The sequence below is a fragment of the Pseudomonas sp. QE6 genome (assembly GCF_041379005.1).
Taxonomy (GTDB): domain Bacteria; phylum Pseudomonadota; class Gammaproteobacteria; order Pseudomonadales; family Pseudomonadaceae; genus Pseudomonas.
Map to the genome: position 1 here is coordinate 5,477,126 of NZ_CP166873.1, position 12,987 is coordinate 5,490,112.

A 12,987-nucleotide genomic window follows, 5' to 3' on the forward strand; every position below is an offset into this window, starting at 1 on the left:
GAAGAGGGCAGATTCACTCGGTTTACACTTGCCCGACGGCAGGTAAAATGGCCGGTTCACCGATACCCGAGCGCCGCCGCATGGCCCTGCCGACACTACGTACCCTTGGATTCATCATCGGCATCTTCGTGATCACCTTGGCCGTCGCCATGCTGATCCCTATGGCCACCCTGCTCTACTACGGCCGCGGCAGCGAACTGCACCCCTACATCTGGTCGGCGATCATCACCTTCACCTGCGGGCTGGGCATGGTTCTCCCCGGCCGCCCGGAGCAGGTGCACCTGCGCCCGCGGGACATGTACATGCTCACGGTGTCGAGCTGGGTGATCGTCTGCTTCTTCTCCGCCCTGCCCTTCATGTTCGCCCGGCACATCAGCTTCACCGACGCGATCTTCGAGAGCATGTCCGGCATCACCGCCACCGGTTCCACCGTGCTCAGCGGGCTGGACAGCATGTCGCCGGGCCTGCTGATCTGGCGCTCGCTGCTGCACTGGCTGGGCGGCATCGGCTTCATCGGCATGGCGGTGGCGATCCTGCCGATGCTGCGCATCGGCGGCATGCGCCTGTTCCAGACCGAATCCTCGGACCGCTCCGACAAGGTCATGCCACGCTCGCACATGGTGGCCAAGTACATCGTCGGGGTGTACGTCGGCATCACCATCCTCGGCGCGCTGGCCCTGTGGTGGGCCGGCATGGGCCTGTTCGACGCGGTCAACCACGCCATGTCGGCGATCTCCACCGGCGGCTTTTCCACCTCCGACCAGTCGTTGGCCAAGTGGCACCAGCCGGCGGTGCACTGGGTGGCGGTGGTGATCATGATCCTGGGCAGCATTCCCTTCGTGCTCTACGTGGCCACCCTGCGCGGCCACCGCAAGGCGCTGATCAAGGATCACCAGGTCCATGGCTTCCTCGGCATACTGCTGTTCACCTGGGTGGTGATGGGGACCTGGTATGCGGTGAACTCCGACCTCGCCTGGCAGGATGCCTTCCGCATCGTCGCGGTGAACGTCACCTCGGTGATGACCACCACCGGCTTCGCCCTGGGCGACTACAGCCTGTGGGGGCACTTCTCGATCATGCTGTTCTTCTACCTGGGCTTCATCGGCGGCTGCTCCGGCTCCACCGCCGGCGGCATCAAGATCTTCCGCTTCCAGGTGGCCTTCACCCTGCTGCGCGCCAGCCTCTACCAGTTGATCCACCCGCGCGCGGTGATCAGGCAGAGCTACAACGGCCACCGGCTGGACGAGGAAATCGTCCGCTCGATCCTGACCTTCTCGTTCTTCTTCGGCGGCACCGTGGGCGTACTGGCGCTGGGGCTGTCGTTCCTCGGCCTGGACTGGATGACCGCGCTGACCGGCGCCGCCAGCACCGTGGCCGGCGTGGGGCCGGGCATGGGGCCGATCATCGGCCCGTCGGGCAACTTCGCACCGCTGCCGGACGCTGCCAAATGGCTGCTCAGCGCCGGGATGCTGTTCGGTCGCCTGGAGATCATCACCGTGCTGGTGCTGTTCACCCCGGCGTTCTGGCGGCATTGATCGTCCCTGCCACCAAATTTGCAGGATGAATACGCCGTAGGATGGTGTGGAGCGCAGCGATACCCATCATTCCCAGGCGCCGTCTACGCTAGCCCGCTGCGGCAGGCTTCTGTAGGAGCGTTGCGCCCGCTTACAACCCTTCCCGATACTCCCCCGGCGTCATCCCGAACCAGCGACGGAACGCCCGGAAGAAATTGCTCGGCTCGGAAAACCCCAGCAGGTAGGCGATCTCCAGTAACGTCATGCGCGGCGTGGCCAGGTATTGCTGGGCCAGTTCGCGGCGGGTGTCGTCGAGCAGTTGCTGGTAGCTGCTGCCCTCCTCCTGCAAGCGCCGCTGCAAGGTGCGCTCGGACAGGTGCAGTGCCTGCGCCACACTCTCGCGCTTGGGCTCGCCCTGGGGCAGCAGGCGGCACAGCACCTGGCGCGTCTGGTGGCTGAAGCGGCTGCTGACGAAACGCGCCAGGTACTCCCCGGCGAAGCGGTCGTGCAGGCGCGCCAGTTCCTCGTTGGCGGTGGGCAGCGGCGCGGCCATGTCCTCGTGGGAGAACAGCATGGCGCAGTGCGTGTGGCCGAAGACCAGCGGCGCCTGGAACAGCTCGCGGTAGGGCGCGGCATTCCGCGGCGGCTCGCCGGCCAGGTGGACTTCCAGGGGTTTGATCGGGCGTCCGGTGATCCAGCGCAGCATGCTGATCAGGCTGGCCAGCGAGCACTCGGCGCTCTGCCGCGGCACCGGCAGGCGGTCGCCATGCACGGCGATGCTGTACAGGCAGCCCTCGGGCAGGCGGCGGAAGGTCAGGTCGGCGCCCTCGGCGATGATCCGCTGGTAGCGCTCCAGGCGCTCGAAGCCCTCGCCCAGGTTGCGGCTGGACATCAGCGCATAGCCCACCACCGGAAAGGCCGGCGTGTGCACACGGGCGATGTTCAGGCAGATGGCCGGGTTGCCGGACAGCTCCACCGCGCGGTTCCACAGGCGGCTCATGGCGTCCTGTGGGTAGCGCGCGTCGGGGTCGTCGAGAGCGGCGTAATCCAGCCCCAGCTCGACGAACAATGCACGGCTGTCCAGGCCTTCCAGCTCCAGCGACTGCACGATCCCCCGCACCCAGCTCGACAGGGTTGTACGCTCAGGCATGCTCGATTCTTCTAGTTATGCTGATGACTCGCGCCAGCGGCGCGGCGTAGCGGGATACTAAACTGGCCCCCTATGTCATCCGCAAGTCCGCCGGCCCGCGCCTACACTGGGCCACCACAACAACAGGAGGTGCGCCATGAGCACCCGGACCGCTGATCGATTCCAGAGCTTTGCCGAGTTCTACCCCTACTACCTGCAGGAACACAGCAACCCGACCTGCCGCCGCCTGCACTACGTGGGCAGCCTGCTGGTGCTGTCGCTGCTCGCCTACGCCATCGTCAGCGGGCAGTGGCTGTGGCTGCTGGCCTTGCCGTTTGCCGGCTACGGCTTCGCCTGGGTCGGGCACTTCGTGTTCGAGAAGAACCGCCCGGCCACCTTCAAGTACCCGCTGTGGTCCTTCATGGGCGACTGGGTGATGCTCAAGGATGCTTTCACCGGGCGCATCCGTTTCTGATCCGGCGATAAGCCCTCAGCGTGCGGCGTTGCGCTGTCCCGCGCGCTCGAACAGCATCGCCTGCACTTCCCCGCCGGCATGCTGCGCCACCCGTCGCCAGTTGGCCGGCACGTCGGGAATCTCATTGTCGTTGTAGCGGCTCATCACCAGCCAGACGCGACCCTCGTCCTGCGGCAGGTCGGCCAGGCGATCGACGAAGGAATGCCGCCGGTCGTCGATCAGCGAGCCGAAGCCGTAGAGGGTCGGCCGCCCGGACGAGCCATCCTCCGCCGGCGCGGTATACAGCAGCGGCTGGCTGCCGGTGTGGTTGTAGTAACGGAAGGCCAGGTACCAGAGGATGTCGTCCACCACGATGCGGTCGCCACCGCGATAGTGCGCGTTGACGTAGGCAGCCATGCCGTCGAACTGTTCGTCCGGGTCGGCCTCGTAGAGACGCCCGAGGCCCGTGCACTCCAGGCCCAGCAGGGTCACCAGCAAGACGGCGCCCAAGGCCCGGCGCGATGCCAGCAGGCGATCCAGCCCCAGCGCCAGGAGCAGCGGCAGGCCAAGGGCGAAGGCGGTCAGGTAGCGCTCAACGAACACCGACGAGACGAACGACACGCCATACAGGATCAGCAGCGGCACGCCGCAGTAGAGCGCCGCCAGCACCCCGACGCGCAGGCGGCTGCGGTCCCGGCGCAGCACCAGCAGCAGTACCGCCAGCAGCAAGACCGGCACGCCCAGCAGCAACGGCCAGGGCAGCTCGTTGCCATCCGACTGCGCCAGCCACTGCCAGAGCATGGAGGGCACCGACAGCGCGTCCACGGGCGGCTCCCAGCCCACGTCGCCGCCCGCCACCAGGTCGGCCATGTGCCGGGCCAGGTCGAGCATCCCCGGAAGCCAGGGCAGGAACAGCACGGCCACGGCCAGATTGGCCAGCCACCAGTCGCGCCGCCGCAACGGGCTGTCCGGCAGCGAAGCCAGCCAGAGCCAGTGCACCAGCAGCCCGAGCACGCTGAAGTAATGGGTGTAGAACGCCGCCGTCATCAGCAGCGCATACGCCACCAGGTGACGGCGGCGCCCCGTGTCCAACCAGTAGAGCAGCGCCAGGGTCGCCGCCAGCAGCCAGCAGCCCAGCAGCGAATACATGCGTACCTCCTGGCTGTAGCGCACCGCCGTGGGCAGCAACGCCAGCAGCAAGGTGGCCAGGAAGGCCGCGCGGCGACTGGCGAGCCGCCAGGCCAGCCAGCCGCCGAGGAACACCGCCAGCGAGCCGAACACCGCGCTCAGCAGGCGCAGCGCCAGCACGCCTTCGCCCAGCACCTGCACCCACAGGTGCAACAGGAAGAAGTACAGCGGCGGATGCACGTCATGGGCGGCGTGATGCCAGAGCGCCGAGGGCGAATAGAGGGCCAGGAGCAGGCTGGAGCTTTCATCGCCCCAGATCGCCGATTCGGTCAGTTCGTGCAGGCGCAGGACAGTGGCGAGCACCAGCAGCGGCAGAAACCACCATTGGCGCAGCAAGGCGGACAGATGCGGCGGCTCGCGGGACGACATCTCGGTCTCATCGAAAAGAGGTTCGTGTCGCTGAGTGTAAGCCAGCCTTGACCCCGTTACCGGCGGATCAGCAACTCCCGCGCCCGCGCCTGGTCTTCCGCCGCCAGTTCCGCCAGCAGCTCCACCTCGCCGGCAATCAGGGCGCCTACCGGCGCACCCTCGCGGTAGAGCACCCGGTTGCCGGCCAACGCCGGCACCTTGCGCCCTGGCAGCAGGGTACCGGACAGGTTCAGCGGGTCCACCGCCGAAACCACCACCCATTCTCCGCCAGCCTCGCGGCGACGCACCTCGCGCAGCAGGCCGACAGCCTCGGGCAGGGCGAACTGCTCGCCGGTGAGCCCGGCGACGAAGCGTCCGCCACGGATTTCCCCGCGCGCCTCCAGGCGGTGATAGACCCGCAGCAGGTCGCGCCACGGCGGCAACCAGTCGGCCTCGCGGTCGAGCAGGCGCCAGCAGACCACACCGTAGCGGCGCAGCAGGGTCATGGCGACGTGTTCCAGGGTTTCCGCCGGCAGCCGCGTGCCCGGCTCCAGGGTGGTTCGGCGCAACAACGCCCAGCGTCCGGCGTCGGCCATGCCGAACAGCGGTGTGCGCGAGCGCCGTTGCGGGTGGCGTCTCGCCGCCGGCATCAGCAGCGCGCGCAGGCCGGCGAAGCTGTCGGCATTCACCCGCCCGGCCGCCACCAGCTCACCCAGCACGGCTTCCAGCTCGGTGCGCAGCAGGTGGCTGTCGCTGGCCAGTTCGTCGAAGAAGGACGCGCCGTGCTCCTTGAGCACCTCCAGCACCTTGTTGGCCTTGGCCGACAGCTCGGCCTCCGGCTGCGCCGCGCCCAGTGAGCTCCACAGCGCCATCTGCGCGCGCGGCAGCAGGACGATGGGCGTGCTCTTGAGCGGCCCGCTGCGGCCACGCGCCGAGCTGCGGCTGGGCAGGCGCGCCCAGACCAGCCGGCCGGCGCGGCACAGGTCGTCCAGCCAGTTGATGCCATAGTCGGCCACCCGCGCCGGCAGGATGTCGCTCTCCCAGGCGCCGGCGGCGGCCTGGAAGCCCTCCAGCTGGCTGAGCACGCCGGCCAGGGATTCCGCGCCACGCACCCGCGAGCCACTGGAAACCCGCTGCCAGTCGAACAGGAAGCGCATGAAGTCGGCGCGCGGTACCGGCTCGATCTCCCGGCGCAGGCGCTTGACCGTGTAGCGATGGATGCGCACCAGCAGGTGACGCTCGCACCATTGCTCATCGCTCACACCCGGCACGAAGCGTCCGCGCAGCACATAGCCCTCGCGCTCCAGGCTGGCCAGGGCGAAGCCGGCATCGCCGGTGGCAATGCCCAGGTCGTCGGCCAGCTCGCGTTGCAGACGCGGACCAAAGCCGGTCAGGCGAGCGCGTACCAGTTCGACTTGCGCTTCATCCGCCGCGCATGTCTCGCGCAATGCCGGCGGCAGGTCGAGCACAGGCGTCATGGCCACCTGCGGATGCAACGCCTGCCACTGGCTGAGCCGCTCCGCCGCTACCCAAACCTCTCCGACCGGCAAGGACAGACGCGTCGCCCTGCCCGCCTTGGCCAGCGCCTTGAGCAACTGGGGCCAGCCCTCGTTGGCCTGCGCCTCGCTGTCGCGGATGCCACCCAGTCCGGTCAACGCCTCGTGCATCTCGTCGGCATCGCGGGCTTCCGGCCAGGCTTCGGCGCGCACCGCGGCGATGGCCTGCACATCCAGCGCACCGAGGTCGTCGGCGCTTTCCGGATCGGTCCAGCGGCGGCTCTGTACGGCCTGGGTCCGACGCTCCTCCAGCGGCGCGTCGTCAAGGAAGGCGTAGGGGCTGGCCGTCAGCACTTCCGCCGCCAGCGGCGAAGGGGCCGGCAGGTCGCGCGCCAGCAAGGTCACCTCGCCGCGCTCCATGCGCCGCAGCAGGGCCAGCCAGCCCTCGCTGTCCATCGCCTCGTGCAGGCAGTCGTCGAGGGTCTGCGCCACCAGCGGGTGATCGGGAATCTCGCGCTCGCCGACGATGTTCTCCAGGCAGGCCACCTGGTCGGGGAACACCGAGGCCAGCAGGTCCTCGCTGCGCATGCGTTGCAGCTGCGGGGCGACCTTGCGTCCACCGGAATAGCGCGGCAACGCCAGCGCCGTGGTGGCGTTCCAGCGCCAGCGCACGCCGAACAGCGGCGCATCGAGCAGCGCCTGGATCAGCACCTGTTCGGCGCTGTTGGAGTGCAGGTAGCGCCAGACTTCCTCCAACGGGAAGCTGTGGCTGGTGGACAGCGAGAGGATGATGGCGTTTTCGGTGGCGGCGGCCTGCAATTCGAAATTGAAGGTGCGGCAGAAGCGCTTGCGCAGGGCCAGGCCCCAGGCGCGATTGAGACGGCTGCCGAAAGGCGAATGGATCACCAGCTGCATGCCGCCGGACTCGTCGAAGAAGCGCTCGAGGATCAGCGTCTTCTGGGTCGGCAGTGCGCCGAGGGCGTGACGGGCGCGGGCCAGGTATTCCACCAGTTGGCGTGCCGCGCCTTCGTCCAGCTCCAGTTCGTCCTGCAGCCAGCCGATGGCCCGCGCCAGGGGCTCGGCATCGCCCTCGCCCTGTGCCAGCAAACTATCCAGCCGCTCGCGCAGGCGCGCGACGCTGAACGACAACTCATCGCTGCGGCCCGGCGCTTCGCCGAGCCAGAAGGGAATGTTCGGCGGCTGGCCCTGGGCATCCTCGACGCGCACCCGGCCCGGCTCGATGCGCAGGATACGGTAGGAAATATTGCCCAGCTGGAACACGTCGCCGGCCAGGCTTTCCACCGCGAAGTCCTCGTTCACCGTGCCGACGCTCAGGCCCTGGGGCTCCAGCAGCACGGCGTAGTCGCCGGTATCGGGAATGGTGCCGCCGGAGGTCACCGCCGTCAGCCTGGCGCCGCGCCGTCCGCGCAGGCGCTGGTGCACGGCATCGCGGTGCAGGTAGGCGCCACGCTGGCCATTGCGGCTGGTGTAGCCCTCGGCCAGGGTGCGCAACAGCGCGTCGAAGTGTTCGCGGGGGAGATCGGCGTAGGGCTGGGCAGCGGTGAACAGCCCGAACAGTTCCTCCTCGCCCCACTCCCGGCAGGCCACTTCGGCGACGATCTGCTGCGCCAGCACGTCCAGCGGCGCGCGCGGAATCGTCAGCGCGTCCAGCTCATCGCGGCGCACGCTGTCGAGCAGCGCCACGCACTCGATCAGGTCGTCCCGCGAGGCCGGGAACAGCCGCCCCTTGGGCGTGCCGCCGACGCTGTGCCCGGAACGTCCGACGCGTTGCAGGAAGGCGGCGATGGAGCGCGGCGAACCGAGCTGGCAGACCAGCTCGACGTCACCGATATCGATGCCCAGCTCCAGCGAGGCGGTCGCCACCAGCACCCGCAGTTGGCCGGCCTTGAGCCGCCGCTCGGCGCCCAGGCGCAACTCCTTGGACAGGCTGCCGTGGTGCGCCGCCACCCAGCCGGCGCCGATGCGCTCGGCCAGGTGCCGGGTGACCCGCTCGGCCTGGCGCCGGGTGTTGACGAACACCAGAGTCGTGCGGTGTTCCTCGGCCAGTTCGGCGAGGCGGTCGTAGACCTTGTCCCAGACGTCGTGGGACATCACCGCTTCCAGCGGCGCCGGGGGGACTTCCAGGTTCAGGTCGCGCTGGCGGCTGTAGCCGATGTCGATGATCCGGCAGGCCGCCCGTTGCCCCACCAGGAACGCCGCCACCGCCGAAAGGGGTTTCTGCGTGGCGGACAGGCCGATGCGCACCAGCGGCGCCTCGCACAGCGCCTGCAGACGCTCCAGTGACAGCGCCAGATGACTGCCGCGCTTGCTCGCCGCCAGCGCGTGGATTTCGTCGACGATCACGCTGCGCGCCCCGGCCAGCATGGCGCGGCCGGAGTCGGAACCGAGCAGCACGTAGAGCGATTCCGGGGTGGTCACCAGGATGTGCGGCACCTGCCGGCGCATCGCCTCGCGCTCGCTGGAGGTGGTGTCGCCGGTACGCACGGCGGTGCGGATGTCCACCTCCGGCAGCCCCATCTCGCCCAGCACGGCGCGAATGCCGGCCAGCGGTTCTTCGAGGTTGATGCGGATGTCGTTGGACAGCGCCTTGAGCGGCGAGACGTAGACCACGGTGGTGCGGTCCGGCAGCGCGCCACCGTTGGCCAGTCCCTCGCGCACCAGCGCATCGATGGCGGCGAGGAAGGCGGTGAGCGTCTTGCCCGAGCCGGTGGGCGCGGCCACCAGGGTCGAATCGCCGGCCTGGATTGCCGGCCATGCCAGCACCTGCGCCTGGGTCGGCGCGGCGAAGTGGGCGCGGAACCAGGCGGCCACCGCCGGATGGAAGGCGGCCAGCGCGTCGTCCCGGCTGCGCGAGGAAAGCGAGGTGGAAGTCATGGCCTCAACTATGGTGGCGCGCGAAGCCGGTCACAAGGACCGCCGATCGTGGCTCGCCGCCAATCGCGCTTCCCGCTACGCTGCGCAGAACGGCATCCGGATACACCGACATGAGCGAAAAAGACCGCGACTGGTACTGGCAGCAGGTCAGGCAACAGAACCAGAAGCAGGCTGAGCAGGAGGCAAATCCCCGGCGCAACTGGCGCCTGTGGATCAAGCCATTGCTCTGGCTGCTCATTCCGCTGCTGCTCATCGCCGCAGGTACGGCGCTCTGGCGCGACCCGGCCAGCCAGCTCTGGCTGCAGCAGCGCTGGGTGCTGCTGCAAAGCCGCCTGGGCCTGGCGCCCACGGCGGAGACCGCCGCCCCTGCCCCTTCGCGCTACAGCGACAGCCCGCGCACGCTGGCCCAGTGCATCAAGCCTGGGAATGTGATCGACGATGAAGTGCGGGCGTGTGTGAAGGGGTATCGGCCGAAGACCTGGTGATTCACGACGGCATGGTTTTGTAGGTGCGGACTCCGTCCGCGATGCTCTTTGTAGGGGAAAGTAGCGCCTAAAGTGTTATCCGCCGTCTTGATCGGTGTTTCTGCGTCGCTTCGGTGTGTGTTGGGATATTTTGTTTCGCCCCCTCGGGCGAGTCACTTTCTCAAACGACACAAAAGTAACCAAAAGGTCTCGTCCCGACATCCGGGTCTTCGCTTCGCGAAGACTTCCCTCCTTCCGGCATTGCTCCGAGGGTCGGCGTAGAAGGGCCATCCCTGGCCCTCTACACCTCTCGCGGCATCCATGCCGCTAGCCCCTCTGCGCAATACCTCCACTCGGCCTCCTGACGGGACTCTGCGCGCGCCTGCAACTGTGGCTGCTTCGTGCATAGACTGCTTTTCATCCTGCAACCTGAGTGCGGTGATGAGACTTCTCGGACAAGGTCCGCTCCTACGAAAGCATGCGCACCGCTCTGGCTCTGGATTTAAAGACTTCCAGAGAAATATCCGCGCGCACCGGAGCGCCCCTTCAGGAGGCCGAGCGGAATCGGAGTTTCAGGGGTTGAGCGGCATGGATGCCGCGAGAGCCGCGATGGGCCAGGGATGGCCCTTCGCGGCGTGCCCCTGAAACTTCGATGGAGTGAGGGGAGTCTCGCGAAGCGAGACCCGGATGATGGGGCAAGACCTTTTGGTTCCTTTTGTGTCGTTTGACAAAAGGGACTCGCCCGAGGGGGCGAAACAAAATCTCTCAGCGCACGCCGAAGCGGCGCTGGACATCCAAACAAGAAACAAGCATCGCGGACAAAGTCCGCACCTACGGGACTGGGTCCCCCCAACAGAGCCCCAGAAACGCCCTACGACTCGTCGCTCTGCCCCAACCCATGCTGCCGCAACTTGTTGGCAATGGTCGTATGCGACACCCCCAACCGCTTGCCCAACTGCCGGCTGCTCGGGTGCTCACGATAGAGCCGCTCCAGCACCGCCTTCTCGAAGCGCCCGACGATGACGTCCAACCCGCCCTCCAGGGAGAAGTCGCCCAGCGGGTGCGGCGCGCCGTAGTCCGGCAGGCGGATGTGCTCGGGCTTGATGGTGCCGCCCTCGCACAGCGAGACCGCCTGGAACAGCACGTTCTCCAACTGCCGCACGTTGCCCGGCCAGTGGTAGCGGCCGAGGCGGTCCAGCGCTTGCGGCGCCAGCTTGGGCAGGCCACAGCCGATCTGGCGGCTGGCCTGGTCGAGGAAGTGCTCCACCAGCGGTTCCAGGCCGTCGAGGCATTCGCGCAGCGGCGGGATGTGCAGCGACAGCACGTTGAGGCGGTGGTAGAGGTCCTGGCGGAATTCGCCCTTGGTGCAGAGCTCGGACAGGTCGACCTGGGTGGCGCAGATCACCCGCACGTCGAGATATACCTCCTCGTCGCTGCCCACCCGGCGGAAGCAGCCGTCCTGCAGGAAGCGCAGCAGCTTGGCCTGCAGGCGCGGGCTCATCTCGCCCACGCCATCGAGGAACAGCGTGCCGCCGGCGGTCAGCTCCAGCAGGCCGAGTTTGCCTTCCGGGCGCGCGCCTTCGAAGGCGCCGGGGCCGTAACCGAACAGCTCGGTCTCGGCCATGGATTCGGGCAGGCCGGCGCAGTTCAGCGCCATGAACGGCGACTGCCCGCGCGGGCTGGCCAGGTGGCAGGCGCGGGCCAGCAGCTCCTTGCCGGTGCCGGTCTCGCCTTCGATCAGCAACGGTGCATCCAGCGGCGCCATGCGCCGCGCCTCGCGCACCACGGCGGCCATCACCCGCGAGCTCTGGAAGATGCTGTCGAAGCCGCGCAACTCCAGGCGCCGCACGTTATAAATGCGCTCGCCGACGCGGTCGGCGCGGTGCAGCGTCAGCACGGCGCCGGCCAGCGCTTCACTTTCATCGTTCTCGGATTGCAGTGGCGCGATGTCGGCCAGGAATACGTCGCCCTTCACCTTCACCCGCAGGCCATTGATGCGCGCCTTGTTGGCCCGCACCAGCTCCGGCAGGTCGAGGTCTTCCACGTAGCGCGACAGCGGGATGCCGGGCACTTCGTCAACGCGCACGCCCAGCAACTGCGCGGCCGCCCGGTTGCCCGCGACGATCTGCCCGGCCATGTCGATCGACAGCACCGGGAAGTCCAGCGCCGCCAGCAGCGCGTTCAGTTCCAGGTGACGGCGCTCGCTGGGCATCAGGCCGACGCGCTTGACGCCGAACACGCCGGGCACCGCTTCGAGCTTGGGCTTGAGCGACTGGAATTGCAGGTTGATGAGGTTCGGGCAGAGCAGGTAGATGGCGTTGCCCTGCTCGCCGCCGACTTCGCCGCGGTTGACGTTGATGCCGTAGTCGACCAGCAGGTTGAGGATGTCGCGCAGGATGCCGACGCGGTTCTGGCAGTGCACTTTGATACGCATGGCGGGCCCGTAGTTGTGGTTCTGATGGGCGTTCCGGCGTGGATTTTCACAAGGCAGCCGGAAATTTCCGTCAAGAATATGTGACACCCGGACGCACCTTCAAGCCGTGACCGGGTGCTTTTACGCCGAAGCGTAATCATTTCTTTACGAAATCAGCAGCTATCCGGGACGCCAAGGCTCTATCCGGGGGCTGTGCGCCGACATCAGCCGCGCTATTTCTTGGTCCATCACAACAACAAGGCCTCGAAGCCGGAGGACCCATGAAGACAACGCAGTACGTGGCCCGCCAACCTGACGAGAACGGTTTCATCCACTACCCCGAAGCCGAACACCAGGTCTGGAACACCCTGATCACCCGCCAGCTGAAAGTGATCGAGGGCCGCGCTTGTCAGGAATACCTGGACGGCATCGAACAACTCGGCCTGCCCCATGACCGCATCCCGCAACTGGACGAGATCAACCGGGTGCTGCAATCCACCACCGGCTGGCGCGTGGCGCGGGTGCCGGCGCTGATTCCCTTCCAGACCTTCTTCGAGTTGCTGGCCAGCCAGCAGTTCCCGGTGGCCACCTTCATCCGTACCCCGGAAGAGCTGGACTACCTGCAGGAACCGGACATCTTCCATGAGATCTTCGGCCACTGCCCGCTGCTGACCAACCCCTGGTTCGCCGAATTCACCCACACCTACGGCAAGCTCGGCCTGGCCGCCAGCAAGGAAGAGCGCGTGTTCCTCGCCCGCCTGTACTGGATGACCATCGAATTCGGCCTGCTCGACACCTCCCAGGGCGTACGCATCTACGGCGGCGGCATCCTTTCCTCGCCGAAGGAGACCGTCTACAGCCTCTCCGACGAGCCCGAGCGCCAGGCGTTCGACCCGCTGGAATGCATGCGCACCCCGTACCGCATCGACATCCTGCAGCCGCTGTACTTCGTCCTGCCGGAGCTCAAGCGCCTGTTCGAACTGGCCCACCAGGACATCATGGCGCTGGTCCGCGAGGCCATGCACCTGGGTCTGCACGCGCCGAAGTTTCCGCCCAAGCAGGCGGCCTGATCCGCTGCAAATCCCG

Annotated in this window: 8 protein-coding genes; 4 read left to right on the plus strand and 4 right to left on the minus strand. The window is 67.6% G+C overall.

Going from position 1 to position 12,987, the window contains the following annotated elements; genetic code table 11:
• Positions 1 to 80: 80 nt before the first annotated feature.
• Positions 81 to 1,535 (plus strand): TrkH family potassium uptake protein, encoded by a 1,455-nt coding sequence (locus tag ACAW63_RS25015; protein WP_371229979.1) that lies wholly within the window; start codon positions 81 to 83, stop codon positions 1,533 to 1,535.
• Between the two features lie 130 nt (positions 1,536 to 1,665).
• On the opposite strand, the gene ACAW63_RS25020 is transcribed toward ACAW63_RS25015, so the two are convergent.
• A complete protein-coding gene (locus ACAW63_RS25020; RefSeq protein WP_371229981.1) occupies positions 1,666 to 2,664 on the minus strand; it encodes an AraC family transcriptional regulator in 999 nt (332 codons plus the stop codon).
• Positions 2,665 to 2,800: 136 nt separating this feature from the next.
• Here ACAW63_RS25020 and ACAW63_RS25025 point away from each other — a divergent pair, with 136 nt between their 5' ends.
• Positions 2,801 to 3,118, plus strand: a complete 318-nt coding sequence (locus tag ACAW63_RS25025; RefSeq protein ID WP_275610851.1) for an Mpo1-like protein — start codon at positions 2,801 to 2,803, stop codon at positions 3,116 to 3,118.
• Between the two features lie 15 nt (positions 3,119 to 3,133).
• On the opposite strand, the gene ACAW63_RS25030 is transcribed toward ACAW63_RS25025, so the two are convergent.
• Both ACAW63_RS25030 and ACAW63_RS25035 read right to left on the minus strand, forming a co-directional pair.
• Positions 3,134 to 4,654, minus strand: coding sequence for a glycosyltransferase family 39 protein (locus ACAW63_RS25030; RefSeq protein WP_371229983.1), 1,521 nt, complete (start codon positions 4,652 to 4,654; stop codon positions 3,134 to 3,136).
• Positions 4,655 to 4,710: 56 nt separating this feature from the next.
• Positions 4,711 to 9,024 (minus strand): DEAD/DEAH box helicase, encoded by a 4,314-nt coding sequence (locus ACAW63_RS25035; protein WP_371229985.1) that lies wholly within the window; start codon positions 9,022 to 9,024, stop codon positions 4,711 to 4,713.
• Positions 9,025 to 9,134: 110 nt separating this feature from the next.
• Between ACAW63_RS25035 and ACAW63_RS25040 the strand changes: the two genes are divergently transcribed.
• Entirely contained in the window at positions 9,135 to 9,509 is a 375-nt protein-coding gene (locus ACAW63_RS25040; protein ID WP_371229987.1) for a hypothetical protein, read from the plus strand.
• 850 nt (positions 9,510 to 10,359) lie between these two features.
• Here the strand turns inward: ACAW63_RS25040 and ACAW63_RS25045 are convergent.
• On the minus strand, positions 10,360 to 11,922 hold the full coding sequence (locus ACAW63_RS25045; RefSeq protein WP_371229989.1) for a sigma-54-dependent transcriptional regulator: 1,563 nt from the start codon (positions 11,920 to 11,922) through the stop codon (positions 10,360 to 10,362).
• A gap of 260 nt (positions 11,923 to 12,182) precedes the next feature.
• Here ACAW63_RS25045 and phhA point away from each other — a divergent pair, with 260 nt between their 5' ends.
• The gene (phhA, locus tag ACAW63_RS25050; RefSeq protein WP_371229991.1) at positions 12,183 to 12,971 is read left to right on the plus strand and encodes a phenylalanine 4-monooxygenase; all 789 of its coding nucleotides are present in this window, start codon (positions 12,183 to 12,185) and stop codon (positions 12,969 to 12,971) included.
• Positions 12,972 to 12,987 lie beyond the last annotated feature (16 nt).